The following is a 17,819-nucleotide window of genomic DNA, read 5'->3' on the forward strand; positions in this document are numbered from 1 at the left end:
CGTGGAGCGAACTTGGTCGGGAGACTTGTCACGCACGTGACAAGTTCTTCTCCCCCCAATGCGTGATCGGCCAGCCCCGGGCGACGCAGAAACTGTCACCTTTCTGACAGTTTTCGGCCCAGTTCGGAGCCAATGTCGGGGCCGGGGTTGTCGCCGTGAGCGCGGATCCACCTGAATGGCGATGTCATCGCGAGTGTGGCCTTGGTCCGCAGAAGGCCGGCATCGCGTCAGTCTCGAACCACAGGGGAATCCGTGAAATCTCAGTTGGCGCCACGACGGCGCTCTCGCCTCGCGATGGCAGCCGCCGCCGTCCTGTCCATGCTGCTCGTTGCGGCCGCGCCGTCCGCGCAGGCCGAGGACGAGAATCCCACCCTGAGCGTCATCTACGACGCGGTCGGCTCCACTCACGTCGGCGCGCAGGTCGACGCAGACCTGGCTCTCGGGCCCACCGAGATCAAGGTCGTGATGGATCTGGTGACGGCACAGATCGTCGATGGAACGTTGACGATCCCCAGCAAGGTGATGAACTTCGACATCTTCGGGATCCCGTCGCGGGCAAGGGTCACAATGACCCAGGTAGGCCCGGTCACGGGCACGTTGACCAAGCTGCCCTCGCCTCGCCAAGCGCTGAGCCTGGACACGCAGGTCAAGTACGACATCAGGCTCAGCAACGTCGAGGCAAAGGTGTTCGGCGTCTGGTGGCCGCTGGCCGTGGGCAGCAACTGCCACACGATCAACCCGGCCACGATCAATGCCAAGAGCCCGATCAGCAACACCACACCGCCGACCGGCTACTTCACCATCAATGCAGGTGGCCCGCTCGTGGCCAACTACACGATCGGCAACTTCACCGGCTGTACGCCGCTGAACTTCTTCGACATCCCCGGCTTCTTCCCGTGGTTCGGGTCGGTGCCGATCAACGCGCTGGTTCCTGGCAGCAACAACACGCTTGAGCTGAACCTCAGCAACCCGCGCAACGGCGACGGCCTCTAGCCCCACGCCTCACCTCACGAATCTGCACAGCCCGGCAACATCCAACCCAAGGAGAAAACAGATGATGAAGCGCAACAAGCTGGCCACAGGCCTGGTCGCAACCTCCGCTGTCGGAGCAGCTGTCCTCGCGATGTCCGGCCCGGCGCACGCACTGGCAACCAACTACACGCCGACCAGCAGCAACTCCGGCGCGGCCGTGACCTTCACGGGCACCAACGTGAGCTTCACGGACATCCCGGCAAGCCAGACGCTGACCTGCACCACCTTCAACCTCACTGGCACGGTCACCAACAACGGCGTCAGCAGGCTCATGGGTGCCGAGGCCGGCAGCCTCGGATCCCTGACCTCCAGCGGGTGCACGAACCCGATCGCTGGCGCCACGACGGTCACGCCCACCGGCACCTGGAAGGTGAAGATCACTGGCGACGAGGTGAGTGGCGTCTCCCCTGCAACGCTGTACGACGTGAACGCGGACGTGACCGCAGCAGGGTGCACCTTCGACGTGGCTGGTTCAGTGGACGGCACGTTCAACGAGACCAACCAGCGGTTCACCCCCACGGCGTACGCCACGGACCCGAACATCGAGCTCGAGATCTCCAGCACCCCGGTGGGCTCGACCTGCCTTCTGCTCGACGTCCAGCTCGGTGACCCGATCGACGTCGGCGGTTACTGGACGACCAGCGGGTTGACCATCACCAACCCGTGACGACAACGGCCTGATCCGAAGCCGGTGGTGCAGGTCGCATGACGCGACCTGCACCACCGGCTTCTCGTGTGGGTGACAACCACAGGGAATCCGTGAAGAAGCCAACCCGAGGGCAGCTGCGTTGATCGCGTTCGCACGGCGTCGTCGGCCTTCTTTGCCTGACTTCAGTTCCTCCGGGCCCGACGACCGACGGAGGCCTCGGGTTCGTGGACGAAGGCTGGGGACCCGACAGCGATTGCGAACCCGTGACCGACCAGAACTTGTCACGTCGGTGACAACTTCCGGCGCTGCACAGAGATCGGCTCTGCCAACGAGTAGCGCGCGTCATCTGGATCACCTTCACTGGTGCCAGCACCACTATCGACACTGGACCTGAACTGCATCATCGGAATGGTGATGTGCTTCATCCGCCCCATTCGAGGCCAGGAGGGCCACAGACCGTGCGAACCCCGTTCATGCTCTTACGCAGAACAAGGCGATACCACCGCACGGCTGCTCTGACATGCGTCGCACTCCTCGGTGCCTTGACGTTTCCCTCGAGTGCGGCACCCGCCGATGAGTCACACGAAGCTGCAACCCCGGCACAGGCCGAAGCCACTGTCATGAGCGGGCTGCCAGGTTCGGAGGACCTTCCTCAAGAGAAGATCGCCTTGACCCAGGGCCTCGTCACGTTGACACAGACGGCCGCCGCTCGGGCGTCCAAGATGTTCATCACGATTGGTCCTGACTCACCAATCTGGGGCGGCCTCTACCAAGGCTTGTACAACACTCCGATCGAGAACCCGGTGTCGTTTCTGGCAATGTGCACCCGTGGTCGGGCGTGTGTCGACAACCCGTTCGATCAACCCGACTGCGCCGACCCATCTGTTCCCACCAGCATGAATCGGGGCAGTTTCTTGCGCGTGGCGATCTACGCGCTTTCGCCTCTCACGTCCGGGGGAGTGGACGCTGGGCTCGTGGCCCGGGTGCCCGTCAACCTGGTCGCCTTCGGCTCGATCCCGGCGACCGCGACGTTGACCTTGCGGCAGCCCAAGCTGAACGGCAAGCTCCGTCCCTTCACCGCGAACATATGGGATACGAACAGCCCTTTGAACAAGGGCTGCGATCCGAATTTCACCACTCGGACGTCAACCATAGTCGAGGGGAAACTTGAGGTGACGCTCAGTGACTTGACGGTGGACGGGGTGCCAGTCGACCTCGGGAAATCGTGCCGAACCGAGAGCCTTGTCGACCTGCGGATGTGGAATGAGGGTGCCTACACACCTGGCGGTGGAGGAACTCTGGCCGCCTACGACGGTCTTCATGGTCCTTCGCTGGGCCCACTGAACTCGCCCTACCACCAGGAACTCGACGGCCAACAGATTCCAGCGTCCACGGGGATTACGATTCCACCGTTCACGGGTTGCGGCGTCGGTGGCGAGGATCTGAGCCCGATAGTCAGCGCCATGGCGTCTGGACCCAACAACCCCGTCCGCGCGGTCCAGAGCCCGATGGCTTCATTTGACGAACTGCCCCTGGACGACCTCGGCACCTGCAGCAACGTGTGCCCCAAGGATGTGATTCCGGACGTTCCGGCCAACCCTCCGCTTCCGGAGGGCGACGAGTGATGTCGGGGCGGCGAACCACATGAGTGAGATGACAACACCTGCGTGAACCACGGCCGCGATCGCTGCAGACCGCAGCGACGTGCGGTCCCGCTCAGCATCTGACCAACTATCCACCTGCTCCCGGGAGCTGTCCATGCGCCTACCTCGCCCACGAATCGGGTCACGTGCTCGCCGTACGGTCGTTGCTGTCGTTGTCCTGGTCGGCAGCGTCCTGGTGCTACCCAGCGGTGCCGTCCAGAGCGACGAGCCCAACCGCACCGAAGGGCAGGCGGCAGCTGATGACCTGCCGACGGGTGAGGGGTATGTCCTTGCGGGGGTGGTGTCGTCGACCCAGGGGGCGGTCTCGCGCCGGTCCAAGACCTACATCACCCTCGGACCGGACAACCCGATCATCGGGATCCTCCGTTATGCGCGCTTCAACGATCCGATCGAGAATCCCACGCGTTACAGCGCGCGCGTGGCAAACGTCGACTGGCCCTTTGGCCCCGTGCCCTGCGCGACGGTGCCGGTCGATCAATACAAGAAGACCCGGATCGACCTCTCAGACCTCACCGTGGTCACCATCACAGACGACGGCAAGCCCAAGGAGGTCGGTGCTCTGCCCGACACCACGGTCAGACTCGTGGCGTTCGGGTCCATCCCCGCCACGGCAACGCTGAGCATGAAGATGGTCCGCGAGAACGGGGCGATTCAGCCGTGGACGGTGGCGACGTGGGTGACGGGCGCGACCAACTTCCCCGGCTGTGACGGTCCGACGGCGAACAGCTATTTTCGAACGTTGATCGCAGGGCAGGTGCAGATCAGCCTCAGTGACCTGGTGGTCGACGGCGTCCCGGTCGACCTCGGTCCCTCGTGCCGGGCCGCGCACCCAGCCGATGTGTGGCTCTGGGGCGTCAAGCCGTACATACCTCTGCAGGGCGGGTCCCTGGGGCAGTATGAAGGCGTCGTCGACCGCAACGGAGACCCGCTGCGCGGGTCCACCGGCCCGCTCGACTCTCCCTACTACCAGGAGCTGAACGGAAAGAGCATTCCCGATCCGCGTGGTGTCGACATCCCTCCCTTCATCGGCTGCGGCTCGGGCGGTGACGACCTCAGCCCGCTGGTGACCGCCATGGCATCCGGCCCCAACAACCCCGTTCGCGTGAACCAGGGTGGTCCGATGTTCACGCCCTATGACCCCGACGACCTCCTCAAGTGCGACTCGCCCAGTCGCTGCCCGCTGCCCGCCCCGGCCGCGCCGGAGATGCCGCCGCTGCCGGACGGGGAGACGCCGTGAACCTCGTGCCCGGCCAAGTCCAGAACTTGTCACGCCGGTGACAACTTCTTGCGTCTGGTGAAAGTACGTCTTGCCAAGGTGTGGCACTCCTCTCCGCGAGCACCTTGACTCATGGTCACCACCTCCGACACCACCTCTGGGGAACAGCGCATGCATCTCGGTATTCGGCGACGTCCGCTCTCGACCCGCGCGCGTGCTGCGGCCATCGCGCTGTCGTGCGTGATTGCCGGAGCGTCCGGTGTCGCTGGCGCCGCGGTGCTGATCTCCGACGGTGACCAACCTCAGAAGTCGTCGCAGTCGCCGCCGACCGATGGCGTCGCGGTGCTCCCGGCGGCGCTCGAGGCGGCCCGCGTTGATGGCGCCGAGGTGCAGGCCAATGCGCACGTACGCCGAGAGGCCGTCGGCGTCCCGAGGTCCTACCCCGGCTCGATCGCCAAGGCCCCGGAGGTCGCGGTGGCGGCGTACCAGCGCGCGAGTGCCGTCATGAACGCCGCGTCGTCGTGCCAACTCGACTGGCTCACTCTGGCGGCCATCGGTCGCGTCGAGTCCAACCACTCCCGCGGGGCGAAGCTCGAGCACCGGCTCACCAAGGCAGGCGTCGCCAGGCCGGCCATCGTCGGTCACGTGCTCAACGGCCGACGCGGGCTGGGCACCTTCGCCGACACCGACGCCGGCACCCTCGACCGCAACCAGCGTTGGGACGCGCCCGTCGGCGCCCTCGCCCTGATGCCGACCACCTGGAGCACCGTGGCGGTCGACGCCGACGGCGACCAGCGGCGCAACCCGCAAGACATCGACGACGCCGCCCTCGGGGCCGCGGTGTTCCTGTGTGCCGACGGCCGCAAGCTCAAGAAGCCGGCCCAGCTGCGCGTCGCGCTCGCGACGTACCACCGGGCGCAGCGCTTCGTGAGCACGGTGCTGGCGCTGCAGAAGCGCTACGAGAAGCAGGCCTCGAAGGTGCCCGACTACACCCCGCCCGGCGGCGTACGGATCCCTGACGACATGCCGGCCCTGTGTGCCTGCGACACTCCTGCGGCCCGCACGGCCGGTGATCCTGGCCGACTACGACGTCGATGTCGACCTGCGCAACCGGGTGCTCGCCCGCGGTCCCCGACCGGTCGGGTTCGACGTCCGGCTGGCCCACGCGCCGGGCGCGGCGGCGTCGCCGATCAGCGACGTCACCGTCGAGGCGTCGTACGACGACGGGCGCACGTGGCGCGCGGCCCGGGCGACCGGGCGTGCTGGTGGACGCTGGCACGTCGAGCTGCCACGCGGAACCGGCCACGTCTCGCTCCGGCTGCACGCGGCCGACACCGCGGGCTCCACGCTGGACCAGACGATCGTCCGGGCCTGGTACGTCGCGCGCTGACGGCCCGGGCTGACCGGCTCAGCCCGGCGGCGGGCGGTCGTCGTCGGGCAGCCAGCCCAGGCGCACCGCCTGCACGCCGGCCTGGAAGCGGGTGCGCACGTGCAGGCGGTTCATCAGCTCGGAGATCCGCCGGCTCAGCGTGCGGGTACTGGTGCCGAGGTGGCGGGCCAGCACGTCGTCCTTGGAGCCCGAGGCCAAGAGCGCGGCGAGCTGCCGGTCGCTCACATGGGGGTCGGCCTCGGGCGCGATGAGCGGGGTGGCCTGGTCCCAGAGCAGGTCGAAGTGCTGGACGAGTGCGTCGAGCAGGGCAGAGGGGCGGATGCACAGGGCGGCCTCGACCGCCTCGTCCACGCCGACCGGCAGGATCGCCACGGCCCGGTCCCCGATGGCCAGCTTCATCGGCACGTCGGCGTGCACCCGTGACAGCTCGCCGGCCCGGGCCGCGTCCTGGGCAGCCTCGAGAGCACCGGGCAGCTCGAGGGCCTCGGGCGCATAGATGCCGCGCACCGTCACCTCCTCGCGCAACAGTGAGCGGACCGAGGAGTCGGAGCTCTGCGCGTCCGCGACGTACGGCGGCCGGTCGAGCACGAGCAGCTCCTCGCGGGTGCCGGTGAGCACCTGCTCGAAGCGAGACGCGATCGCCTCCCGCCCGACCACCACCTCGACGATGTCCTCGGGACGGTGGCGCTCCTGCGCCGGCATCACCGAGAGCAGGTCGCGGGCCGCCAACTGGGCGCGGGCCAGCTCCTCCTGGCGCCTGCTGACCAACACGTCGATCGCGACGTCCGGGCGGGCCGCCCGCATCCGCAACGGACGACCGGGCAGCCGGTGCACGAGGCCCAGGCCCTCGAGCCGGGTCAGCGAGCCCTGGACGCTCGACCTCCCGCGGTCGAGTGCCCGTGACAGTTCGTCGAGCGACGCCTCACTCCGGGAGAGCAACTCGCGGTAGAGCGCCTCGTCGTCCGGTGGGACACCAATCGACTCGAGCATCTCGTCATGGTCGCACCTCGGGACCGTTCAGTCCCGGGCCGCGACCTCCTCGCGGGGTGCGACGGTCTCCTCACGCTTCTCGTCGCCGTGGCCCGGCCACCACGCGGCGTGCCCGACCAGGGCGGTCAGCGCCGGCGTGAAGAACATCGCCATCACGAAGGCAGCGACGAAGATGCCGAACGACAGCGCGAAGCCCATGGACACGATCAGCGAGTTGCCGCCGAGCATGAGGGAGGCGAACGTGCCGGCCAGGATCACGCCGGCCGCGGCGATCGTCGGACCTGCGTGCCGGACCGCCTCGGCCGCGGCATCGCGTGGATTGCGGCCCTCGCGGGCCTCCTCGCGTAGTCGCGCCACCATCAAGATGTTGTAGTCGGTGCCCAGTGCGGTCACGAACAGATAGATGTAGATCGGCAGCATGAAGATCAGGCCGGGCTCGCCCTGGATGTGCTGGAACACGATCACCGTCGCCCCCAGGGTGGCGCCGAAGCCCAGTCCCACGGCCAGCATGAGGTACCACGGCGCGACGAGGCTCCGGAGCAGCATCGCCAGGATCAGCATGATCACCAGGGCCGCGACGGGGAACACCACGGAGTAGTCGCGCGCCATCGCCTTCTGCAGGTCGGCGAAGACCGAGGGCGTGCCGCCGACGTACGCCGAAGTGCCCTCCGGCGCGGCGTCGTGGACCGCCGTACGGATCGGACCCTTCACGTCGGCCAGCGCCTCGTCGGAGGCCGGGTCGTGGTCGAGGATCACCGAGAACTGCGCGGTGGCCTTGTCCTTCGACAGCTGCGGGCCCTGCACCTGGTCGACGCCCTCGGCGTCCTTCAGCGCAGCGCCGACGGCGTCGGCCGCGGCCGGGTCGAGTGCTCCGCCGTCCTTGCTGGTCACCAGCACCGGGACGGGGTCGCTGGCACCGGCGGCGAAGTGGTCCTGGAAGGTGTTGATCGCCTCGGTCGACTCCACGCCCTTGGGCAGGCTGGAGTTGAAGTCGAAGCTGGGGTTGAACTGGAGGCCGAAGACCGCGAGCGCGGCCAGCACCAGTCCGGAGGCGGCGGCGAACACGCCGGGCCGGCGTCCGAGGGCCTTGCCGACGCTGCCGAAGTGGGCCGCCTCGGGCTCCTTGCGCCACTTCTTCGACGGCCAGAACAGGGAGCGTCCGAGGACCGTGACCACGGCAGGGACCAGGGTCAGCGCGGCGACCAGGGTGACCGCCACGGCGATCGCCAGCGCTGGGCCGATCGAGCGGAAGATGCTCAGTGAGCTGAGCAGCAGCGCCAGGAACGCCACGATGACGGCGCCACCGGCCGACGCGATCGCCTCACCGGCGCGCTCGAGCGCGTGCACCACAGACGATCGGGTCTCGTCGCCCTGGCGCAGTCTTTCGCGATAGCGGAACAGGAAGAAGAGGATGTAGTCGGTGCCGATGCCGTAGAGCACCACGATCAGGATCACCTGGATCGAGGAGTCGGCCTTGAGGTCGAAGGCCTCGTTCGCGGCACCGATCAGTCCGGTGGCGATCAGCGACACGACCGTGACCACCACGATCGGCATCAGGCAGATGATCACGCTGCGGAAGATGATCGCCAGCAGGAGCACGATCAGCACCACGGTGGCGATGCCGACGATGGCCATCGTCGACTCGCTCGACTCCTGGGAGTCGAGGCTCTGCGCGGCCGCGCCGGTGCTCTTCACCTCGAGGTCGGTGCCCTTGGTGAGCGGCTCGAGGTCGTCGCGCATCTTCTTGGCGTCGTCCATCGCCTGGGTGTCGAAGCCGTTGGCCTTGTCGGCCAGACCGATGAAGCCGATCGCGATCTGCCCGTCGGCCGACACCGAGGGCTTGCCGTCGGCGCCGACCGTGGCCACCTGCTGGGCGAAGGTCTTCTCGCCGAGCTTCGGGCCGAGCTCCTTGCCGATCGTGGTCACGTCGGCGACGTCGGCATCGGTCAGCTTGGCGCCGTCCTTGCGCTCGAAGACCAGGATCGCGCCGGGTGTGGTGGCGTCGGGGAAGGCCTCCTGTTGCAGGTTGGCGGCCTTGATCGACTCGTAGTGGTCGGGCAGGAACTCCGACTCGTCGGTGGTGGAGGTCAGTGCCGGCGCGGTGAGCACCACCACGATCGCGATCACCACCCACGTGGCGATGACATACCAGGGATGACGCGACACGAGTCGACCGAGAGCACCGAACATGGCGCAAACGCTAGCCGGAAGACAGGTGGGTCAGCCAACCAATTTCGCCGGTGGCGGGAGGAACCGCAGGAACTGCCGGTTCGAGGCGCAACGACTGCAGGTTCGCGCAACAAGAATCCACGGTTCGCGCGGTTGATCCCTTGTGTTCACCAACTGACGAAAGCGTCAGCGGCATCATCCCTCACTCGGAAGATTGATGCCCGATGCGCACGATCGCGTCCAGCCGGTCACTCTCGAAATTCGCAGGTCTCTCCCTCGCCCTCGCCCTGGTCGCCGTTCCGCTGACCAGTGCCGCCCCGTCGCTGGGCCTGCTGTCCACGGCCCATGCCGACCCGACCCCGCCCGAGGTCGGCGCAGCCCCGACCCTGACCCCGAAGGACGGCGCCTATCTCGCCGGCACCCAGAAGGTCGCCAGCACGCCGACCGCTGCCGAGGACGACGTCACCTCGCTCGCCGTCGACGGTGAGAAGCTCGACGCCGAGACGACGTACGGCGACTCGATGCTGACCTTCGAGGTGGCCGACAACTCGATCGAGGCGCGCTACGGCAGCAAGCTGGTGATCAACGGGGAGCACAGCATCGATCTCGGCGACCACGTCAGCGAGACCGTGCGCGAGCCGATTCCCAACACCTGGTTGAAGACCGGGGAGAACACCGTCGAGCTGAAGGTCGGTGCGATCGAGACGTCGTGCGGCACGAACTACGACGACTACGACCTCTCCAACGTGCGCCTCGAGCTGCTCGGCGAGAGCGCGAACGGCGAGGAGAACGAGTGGAACTACTCGCTCGGCGACGGCTCCTGCGGCACCAACACGGCTCGGGTGAAGGAGGCCAGCCTCAGCTTCTTCATCACCGGGGACCCCAAGGCCTCCACCGGCCTCGAGACCGAGCTCGACACGACTGAGCTGGACAACGGCAGCCACGAGATCACCGCCACGACCCTCACCGGCGAGTCGGTGACGCACACGGTGACGGTGAACAACGCGCCCGCCGGTGCTCCGGACATCACGCCGCAGGACGGTCACCTGACGCGCGGCACCCAGCAGGTGTTCGCCAACCTGCCTGTCGGTGGCGACACGTCGGTCGACACGCTCACCGTCGACGGACGGGCGCTGCCCACGACGCCGACCCTCGGCTCCGGTGACGCCACCTTCACCTTCACCGTCGGCACGAACTCGATCGAGGCCCGCTACAAGAACTACCTGACGGTCAACGGCATGCCGGTCGACGTCGGTGGCGACTGGGTCAGCCAGGCGGTGCCGCTGGTGATCCCCAACGAGTGGCTGCAGCCGGGGGAGAACGTGATCCGCTTCGTCACCGGCACCTACCCCGGCACGTGTGGCGACAACCGTGACGACTTCACCATCTCGTCGATCTCGCTGGCTCCCGCGACGGGTACGGCGACGGCGGTCGGCGTACAACCGAAGTACGACCTCGGCGACGGCAACTGCGGCTCGAGCACCAGGCCGCGCGAGGCCGTGCTGAAGTTCCAGATCGAGGGCGCCGCGGCACAGGGCGTCCGTGCCGACCTCGACACCACCACGGTCGACGACGGCACGCACACGGTGCGCGCGACCTCGAGCACGGGCGAGGCGGCCACCCGCACCCTGGTCACCGACAACACCGCCCCCGAGATCACCGGCAGCACCCCCGAGGCAGGGAAGAAGATCACCACCTCGGTGCCGCTGTCCCTCGAGCTGTCCGACGACTCCGGCGTGCTCGGCGACCCGGCGGTCACGCTCGACGGCAAGCCGGTCGCGGCCGGTGACCTGGTCGGCCCCGGCCTCTCCGCGGGCGAGCACACCATCGCGCTGACCGCGACGGACTCGCTGGGCAACAAGGCAGACCGCACGGTCGTGTTCACCTCGGCCGGCATCCCCGACGACGCGAAGGACCTCTCGCCCACCTCGGGCGACAACGACCTCGGCACGACGGTCGACCTCAAGGCCCGCGTCGCCGAGCCCGACGGCGGCGAGGTGAACGCGACGTTCTCCGCCGCCGAGATCCTCACGCCGCGCAGCGGTTGGCAGGGCGAGGCGCCGCAGGTGCCCACGACCCTGAAGGTGCCGGGCGAGAAGAACGTCGGCGACACCCGGGTGCTCGAGCCCGGCAACAACGGCGCGCTCGACTCGGTGGCCAGCGGCGACGTCTCCTACCAGCGCTTCGACGTGCAGGTGACCTCCACCCGTGAGGCACCGGTCCTGCGCTGGGAGGGCGTCACCGACCCGACCCGCGTCGTGACCCTGCGCGCCTGGAACCTGCTCACCCGCACGTGGGACCCGCTCGACTCCGTACGCGGCGCGGTCGACGGCAACACGCTGCTCAACGCCGGTGTCGGCCGTCAGTACGTCGACGGCAAGACCGTGCACGTGATGGTCACCGGCGAGGACCCGTTCGCCGACGACCTCGACGCCACGGACCGGACCGGCTTCGACGACCCGTCGACGTACGACTTCTCGATGGTCCACTACACCGACACGCAGTACCTCTCCGAGGGCGCCGTCGAGCAGGAGACTGCCGAGGAGCGCGCGGTCTGGTCGAAGGCGTACGGCGACGTCGCGCGCTGGATCCGTGACAACGCCGACGCCCGCAAGATCGCGTACGTCGCGCACACCGGCGACATCATCGAGAACAACATCCGCCCGCCGGCGACGGAGGAGATGGAGCAGCAGGTGGTCGGCGAGTTCGAGGTCTCCTCCGAGCACCAGAAGGTGCTCGATGACGCGGGAGTCGCGAACGGTGTCATCGCCGGCAACCACGACAACCAGTCCGGCCGCGAGGACGGGCCGGAGGCGATCTACAACCAGTACTACGGTCCCGACCGCTACGAGGAGTCCGCGACCCGCTGGAAGAACGGGTCGTACGGCGGCCCGTGGAAGGCCGGCGACAACCAGAACCACTTCGACCTGTTCTCCGCCGGTGGCCAGGACTTCGTGGTGGTCGGGCTGTCGTACGGCGTGACGCGCGAGGAGGCCGAGTGGGCCGACGGCGTCTTCAAGCGCTATGCGGACCGCAACGCGATCCTGCTCTCGCACGACTACCTGAAGCCGTCGACCAAGCCGGACGGTCGTGACGGCACGTTCTCCGCGCCCGACGGTTCGCTGCTCTACAACACGCTGGTGCTCGACAACCCCAACGTCTTCCTGATCCTCGCGGGCCACGAGCACGGTGTGGCCACCAACGTGAAGCCCGACGTCGGCGTGGTCGGCAACAACGTGGTCGAGCTGCTGGCCGACTACCAGTTCTACGAGACGCCGGCGTCGATGCTCGGCCTGGACGAGATCGGCGGCTACCAGCCCGACCAGGGCCTGCGGTTCGGGGCGAGCTACTTCCGGATGCTGCAGTTCGACGTCGACCGCGGCGAGATGTCGGTGGACACCTACTCGCCGCTGCTCGACGACTTCGGCGCCACCGAGTTCGATCCGCTCAAGCGCTACGACGGCCGCGAGGACACGATGGTGCTGCCGGTCGAGCTGGGCTCGCGCACGACCAGCTTCTCCACCGAGTCGCTGGGGCTCTACTCGCCGACCAAGGTGGTCGGTGAGGTCACGGTGCCCTCCGGCCAGGTCGCCTCGGTGACGTGGCAGGGCCTGCGCCCCGACACGGCGTACGCCTGGATCGTCACGTCGACCTCGTCCGGTGGCGGTGTGAACACCTCACGGCCGCAGGTGTTCGCCACGGCCGACGCCAAGGGTCGTCCGTCGAAGGCCCTTGCAGGGTTGGAGTTCCTGGCCGGATGAGGCGTCTCCTCCTGCTCCTGCTGCTGGCACCGCTGGCGGGGTGGCTCTTCACCTCGCCGGCGGTGGCGCACGACGCCACCTCCACGGCGTACGCCGACGTCACCGGCTCCGGCTCCGACGTGCGGGTGGTGCTCGATCTCGAGTACGACCTGCTGATGAAGTCGGCCTGGTTGTACGCCGACGCCTACCGCGCGACGGACCGGGCGGAGCAGGAACGCCAGCTGGGCAAGAACTTCGAGGCCGTCTCCACCTATGTGGTCGAGCGGTTCCAGGTCGCCAACGGTGACCAGCGGTGCGTAGGTCGCACCGACGGAACGGGCTCGATCACCTCGCGGAACGACCGCGCCTTCGTGCGGTTGTCGATCGACTACGCGTGCCCGACCTCCAGTGAGGCGCGGCATGCGTTCTACTCCTCGTTGTTTCCCGACGAGGAGAACTTCGTGCACAGCACGAAGACCGTGCTCACCTATGACGTCGACGGTCACACCGGCGCGGTCACGCTCGACCCGGGCAACCCGCAGCTCGACGTGACCGATGCGCCCGAAGGTTCGGTGACCCCGTCATCGTCAAGCAGGGCAGGGCATCTGTGGGAGTTCGGCAAGCTCGGTGCCGAGCACCTGCTGCTCGGACCGGACCACCTGCTTTTCCTCCTCGCGTTGCTGCTGGGGGTGCGCGGCTGGCGGGAGGTCCTGCTGGCCGCGACGGCGTTCACCGTCGCGCACAGCGTGACGTTCGCTCTCGGGTCGTTGGGCCTGGTGACCGTGTCGCCCGCGCTCGTCGAACCCGTCATCGCCCTGTCCATCGTCGTCGTGGCAGTGCTCGGTCTCGTGTCCTCTCGGTGGTCGAGCCAGCCGGGGCGCCAGGCCGAAGTGTCGAGACCACACAGCCGTTGGCAACTGCCTGTGGCGTTCGGCTTCGGCCTGCTCCACGGGCTCGGCTTCGCGTCGGCGCTGGGCATCGACGAGCCCGGCTCGTGGGAGCTGGTGTGGTCGCTGCTCGCCTTCAACGTCGGGATCGAAGTGGCCCAGGTGGGCCTGATCCTGCTTGCGTTCCCGGTGATCCTTGCGCTGCGGCGGACGAAACTCGAGCGGCCGGTGCTCACGGGCGTGGCCGTGGCGGTGATCCTGGTCGGCAGCGTCTGGGTGGTCCAGCGGCTCCCGGTGACGGGCGACCATGTCGCCGGCGCGCTGCCATGGCTCGGGGCATGACGAGCCTGTGGATCGAGTGTGGAGAACCTGGGTCTGGTGTGACGTGAGGGGGTGTTGGGAGTGGGTTCTCCACAGAACCCTGTGGGACGGCCATTGTGGGTCTGACCTGCGGAAATAGTTCTCCACAGATTGAGTTGCACCCCTGTCATTCGGTGGTGATCTCGGGAAGAATTGCTGCCATGACCACCACCTTCGACACCCCGTTCCCGGCCACCGCCGGTCACGGGTCGGGCGCGCTCTCGCAGGCGTTGCCCGGCGACGGAGGTGCGGGTGCGGTGCTGGCCGACGCGGTGCGGGCGCGAGGGCTGGCCGATGACGCGGAGCGGGTGCTGCTGCTCCGTGCGGTGCAGTGGGCCGACACGCACCCCACCGAGGTGGTGGCCGATGCGGCGTTCGGTGAGGAGGCGGCCGAGTGCCTGCCCCTGGTGCACTGGGCGGCGGTCGCGGAGTTCGCTGCGGCCCTCGGGTTGTCGACGTCGGCGGGTGAGCGGTTGATCCATGAGGCGTTGGAGTTGCGGCACCGGTGCGAGCGCACCTGGTCGCGGTTGTTGGCCGGGGAGGTGACCGCGTGGCGGGCCCGTCGGGTTGCTGCCACCACGATCGGGCAGCCCGACGATGTGGCTGTGTTCGTGGACGAGCACGTGCACCCGATCGTGCACAAGGTCGGGTTCATCAAGCTGGAGAAGCTGCTCGACGAGGCGCTGTTGAAGCTCTACCCGTTGGAGCGGGAGAAGCAGCGGGCCGCGGCCCTGGACCAGCGCCAGGTGCGGCTCCTGGAGGGTGTCTCCGCGGGTGGGGTCGCGTCGATCTTGATCTCGGCGGACCTCAAGGACGCCTACGACTTCAACGACACCGTCACCGCCCTCGCCCAAGCCCTCGCCGACGGCGGCTGCGAGGAGCCCCTGGACGTACGCCGCGCGCTGGCGGTCGGCATCCTCGCCGACCCGGCCCGGGCGTTGGCCCTGTTGGAGGGCGAGGAGGCACCGAAGCCGCGGCGCAAGCAGATGACCATCGTGATGCACCTCTCCGCCGATGCCGTGCATGGGATCGCCCCGGTCGGTCGGTTCGAGCGGGGTGACCAGCCGGTGGCGGCGGCGATGGTCGCCGAGTGGGCCGCCCGCGCCGACACCCGCGTGACGGTGCGTCCGGTCATCGACCTGGCTGATCACGAGATGGTGGGTTCCTACGAGGTGCCCGAGCGGCTCAAGGCGCAGGTTGCGGGGGTCAACGGGTGTTGTGTGTTTCCGTTCTGCACTCGCCCGGCCCGGGCGTGCGACTGCGACCACGTCGTGGCGCACGGGGCCGGTGGGCGCACCTGTTCCTGCAATCTGGCGCCGTTGTGTCGGCGTCACCATCGCCTCAAGACTCATACGGGGTGGGGCTATCACGCTGTCGAGGTCGGCACGTGGTTGTGGACCTCACCGCATGGGCACCGCTACCTCCGTGACGCGACCGGCACGAGTGAGGTGACTCGTCCCGGTGACGTCCGTGGTGACTTCGACGGATGCCTGCACACGCGGCCCCCGGACGACGTGGGGCAGCCGGATGATCCCGATCCGCTTGCCGGTCCCGGCGATCCGCCGAGACGGCGGTGGCGAGACCAGATCATGAACCAGATCGACCAACGGATCGCGGTGACCAGCCAGAACAGTGGTTGGCCCTGGCTCGATCCCGACTACGACCCCACCGACCTCGACCCGCGTGACTGGGCCGGAGTCCCCGACCCGCACGCGCCGGCGTGCTCGACGGAGCCTGAGTTCTGACTTCTCGCATTTCGCCACGCGCCGGGCTGATGCGTTCTAGCCTCCTGGAAACGAAGCACCGGGGGTGCGATGGCTGGGGAGTCTGCGCGCGACCAAGCACGCCGGCAGTTCGAGAAGGCCGCACGCCACAAACGCGCGGGAGAGCGCTACCAGCGCGGCGCGCAGGGCGAGCGGGCTACTGCGGAGGCGCTCGAGCCGCTGCATGCGCAGGGCTGGGTGGTGCGCCACGACGTCGCCTGGCCCGCCCGGCCGCGGGCCAACATCGACCATGTCGCGATCGGTCCGGGCGGCGTCCTGGTCATCGACAGCAAGAACTGGTCGGGAGAGGTCGTCGTACGCGACCGGGTGCTCCGGCAGAACGGCAGCTCCCGGGAGAGCGCGTTGGACGGTGTCGCGGAGGCGGCCCGCGCGGTCTCGGCCGCGCTCGGTGGAGTGCCGGTCACGGGCGTGCTCTGCTTCACCGGCGAGACCACGCTCGAGGGCTGGGTGGACGACGTCCTGGTCTGCTCCACCGACAACGTCGCAGAGCTGCTGGCCGCACGACCTCCGACGCTGCATCGCGAGGCAGTGGACCGCTTCGCCAGGAACGCGATCGTCGCGTTGCCGCCGGCGACCGGGCCCCGGGCCACGAAGCTGAAGGCTGCCAACGGTGTCGGCGTGCGTACGCCGAGGCGACGCGTCGCACTCCGCAGCCGGTCGAGGCGCCGGAGGCGCTCCGCCCTGGTCAGGTTCGCGGTCGCTCTCGGGTGCCTGGGGGTGCTGGCCGTCGCGGCGCCCGGGTTGGGCACGGCGGTGGTCGACCTGTTCACCAAGGGGTTGGCGCCCGACGTGACGAAGGTCGGCGAGGCTGTCGAGGTGCCAGGCGCCGGCGCACGACCGGAGTTGTCCGTGACGGTCAGGTCGGTCGACGAGATGGCCAGGACTGGTGGCGTGAAGCCGGCCAAGGGAAGCCGCCTGGTCGTCGTACGCGTGAGGTTCGAGAACACCGGATCGACGCCCTGGGTCGCGAAGCGTGTGCCGGACATCTCGATCGCGACGGTGGACGGCCGGATCTACGAAGCCGATCCCCGACTCTCGGTGACGGCCGGGGGAGCGGTGTTTCCCGGCAGACCACGGGTGAGACCGGGCAAGGCGCTGGCCGGCCGGGTCGTCGTCGCCGTACCCGAGGACGCGAAGGCGAAGTCAGTCACCGTCACGGTCGACGCGACGAGTGGGCAGCTTCGCTGGATGATGTGATCGTCGACGAGCGTGTCGGTCACTGCAGTGCTGTGTGCGTGGTCGCTCAGTGGATGACGGCGTACCAGCGCGAGGCGCAGCCCATGCACACGTCGTCGCCGAACCGGAGCTCCGGTGGTGTGGGTCGATGGCAGAACGTGCAGTACCTGATCGCCCGCTTGCGGCGCAGGCGCTGGGTGTAGACGACCGCCTCTGCCCTGCCGGTCGCGAAGTCCGCGCGGGGCAGGTAGACCTGATGGCTCGGCTGGTATTCGAGCCGGCTCACGGAGGACCAGGATCCGTGCGGCACCGCCAGGAAGACCCCGTGGTGGAACACCCGGATCATCAGCAGCGGCGGCTCGCCGGAGATGTGCCACGGCGTCACCTCCGCGTCGTACCCGCCGGACGGGTCGCTGTCGAAGTCGTGGGACACGGGCCCCGATGCCTGCGACCAGTCGGCGCCGAAGAGCTCTGCGAACTCGAGCTGCGTGAGCCCGACCGTCGGCGCGAGCTCTTCGATGCTGTCGTGCGGCATGGTGAAGTCGGTGTTGCACATGTGAAACCCCCCGGTTTGTCTGTCTGTACGTCGAGGACTCTGCACGGCGCCACCGACAACCGGGCCCACCTGTCTAGACCAGTTGCGGCACCGGGTTCGACGACGGAGGTCTAGACCGAGACCCCAATACCTGTGCGGAATTCGGCGTTCCGGCACACGACGAGGACAGCCGGTCCTAGCCTCGAAGAAGTCATTGGAGGTGGGGG

Annotated in this window: 13 protein-coding genes and 1 pseudogene; 10 read left to right on the forward strand and 4 right to left on the reverse strand. The window is 68.3% G+C overall.

Going from position 1 to position 17,819, the window contains the following annotated elements; genetic code table 11:
- Nucleotides 1–252: 252 nt before the first annotated feature.
- Together ASD30_RS19090 and ASD30_RS19095 are read left to right on the forward strand one after the other, a co-directional pair.
- The gene (locus ASD30_RS19090; RefSeq protein WP_156388522.1) at nucleotides 253–993 is read left to right on the forward strand and encodes a hypothetical protein; all 741 of its coding nucleotides are present in this window, start codon (nucleotides 253–255) and stop codon (nucleotides 991–993) included.
- 61 nt (nucleotides 994–1,054) lie between these two features.
- On the forward strand, nucleotides 1,055–1,699 hold the full coding sequence (locus ASD30_RS19095) for a hypothetical protein (RefSeq protein ID WP_056685541.1): 645 nt from the start codon (nucleotides 1,055–1,057) through the stop codon (nucleotides 1,697–1,699).
- Between the two features lie 263 nt (nucleotides 1,700–1,962).
- On the opposite strand, the gene ASD30_RS26705 is transcribed toward ASD30_RS19095, so the two are convergent.
- Nucleotides 1,963–2,106, reverse strand: a complete 144-nt coding sequence (locus ASD30_RS26705; RefSeq protein ID WP_156388521.1) for a hypothetical protein — start codon at nucleotides 2,104–2,106, stop codon at nucleotides 1,963–1,965.
- 243 nt (nucleotides 2,107–2,349) lie between these two features.
- Here ASD30_RS26705 and ASD30_RS19100 point away from each other — a divergent pair, with 243 nt between their 5' ends.
- The 4 genes and pseudogenes from ASD30_RS19100 (at nucleotide 2,350) to ASD30_RS27265 (ending at nucleotide 5,951) form a co-directional block, all read left to right on the forward strand.
- Complete coding sequence (locus ASD30_RS19100) at nucleotides 2,350–3,306, forward strand: hypothetical protein (protein ID WP_156393711.1); 957 nt, start codon at nucleotides 2,350–2,352, stop codon at nucleotides 3,304–3,306.
- 133 nt (nucleotides 3,307–3,439) lie between these two features.
- Complete coding sequence (locus ASD30_RS19105) at nucleotides 3,440–4,582, forward strand: hypothetical protein (RefSeq protein WP_156393712.1); 1,143 nt, start codon at nucleotides 3,440–3,442, stop codon at nucleotides 4,580–4,582.
- Between the two features lie 483 nt (nucleotides 4,583–5,065).
- Nucleotides 5,066–5,464, forward strand: a pseudogene (locus ASD30_RS28000) (lytic murein transglycosylase); the annotation flags it as partial.
- Between the two features lie 133 nt (nucleotides 5,465–5,597).
- Nucleotides 5,598–5,951: a hypothetical protein gene (locus ASD30_RS27265; RefSeq protein WP_200951201.1), complete on the forward strand. Its 354-nt coding sequence runs from the start codon at nucleotides 5,598–5,600 to the stop codon at nucleotides 5,949–5,951.
- Between the two features lie 18 nt (nucleotides 5,952–5,969).
- Here the strand turns inward: ASD30_RS27265 and ASD30_RS19120 are convergent, their stop codons facing one another.
- Both ASD30_RS19120 and ASD30_RS19125 read right to left on the reverse strand, forming a co-directional pair.
- Entirely contained in the window at nucleotides 5,970–6,941 is a 972-nt protein-coding gene (locus ASD30_RS19120; protein ID WP_056685556.1) for a helix-turn-helix domain-containing protein, read from the reverse strand.
- 27 nt (nucleotides 6,942–6,968) lie between these two features.
- Nucleotides 6,969–9,131: an MMPL family transporter gene (locus ASD30_RS19125; protein ID WP_056685559.1), complete on the reverse strand. Its 2,163-nt coding sequence runs from the start codon at nucleotides 9,129–9,131 to the stop codon at nucleotides 6,969–6,971.
- A 203-nt stretch (nucleotides 9,132–9,334) separates the two neighbouring features.
- Between ASD30_RS19125 and ASD30_RS19130 the strand changes: the two genes are divergently transcribed.
- The 4 genes from ASD30_RS19130 to ASD30_RS19145 all read left to right on the forward strand — a co-directional run bounded on the left by ASD30_RS19130 (nucleotide 9,335) and on the right by ASD30_RS19145 (nucleotide 17,078).
- The gene (locus ASD30_RS19130) at nucleotides 9,335–12,871 is read left to right on the forward strand and encodes a metallophosphoesterase (protein WP_056685562.1); all 3,537 of its coding nucleotides are present in this window, start codon (nucleotides 9,335–9,337) and stop codon (nucleotides 12,869–12,871) included.
- On the forward strand, nucleotides 12,868–14,079 hold the full coding sequence (locus ASD30_RS19135) for a HupE/UreJ family protein (RefSeq protein ID WP_056685566.1): 1,212 nt from the start codon (nucleotides 12,868–12,870) through the stop codon (nucleotides 14,077–14,079). The genes ASD30_RS19130 and ASD30_RS19135 overlap by 4 nt, the downstream gene beginning before the upstream one ends.
- Before the next feature lie 179 nt (nucleotides 14,080–14,258).
- Entirely contained in the window at nucleotides 14,259–15,842 is a 1,584-nt protein-coding gene (locus ASD30_RS19140) for an HNH endonuclease signature motif containing protein (RefSeq protein WP_056685571.1), read from the forward strand.
- A gap of 69 nt (nucleotides 15,843–15,911) precedes the next feature.
- Nucleotides 15,912–17,078, forward strand: coding sequence for an NERD domain-containing protein (locus tag ASD30_RS19145; RefSeq protein WP_056685575.1), 1,167 nt, complete (start codon nucleotides 15,912–15,914; stop codon nucleotides 17,076–17,078).
- A gap of 46 nt (nucleotides 17,079–17,124) precedes the next feature.
- Here the strand turns inward: ASD30_RS19145 and ASD30_RS19150 are convergent, their stop codons facing one another.
- Nucleotides 17,125–17,613: a hypothetical protein gene (locus tag ASD30_RS19150; protein ID WP_056685578.1), complete on the reverse strand. Its 489-nt coding sequence runs from the start codon at nucleotides 17,611–17,613 to the stop codon at nucleotides 17,125–17,127.
- Between the last annotated feature and the right edge of the window lie 206 nt (nucleotides 17,614–17,819).

Origin of the sequence: Nocardioides sp. Root140 (assembly GCF_001426745.1) — a bacterium.
GTDB lineage: Bacteria > Actinomycetota > Actinomycetes > Propionibacteriales > Nocardioidaceae > Nocardioides.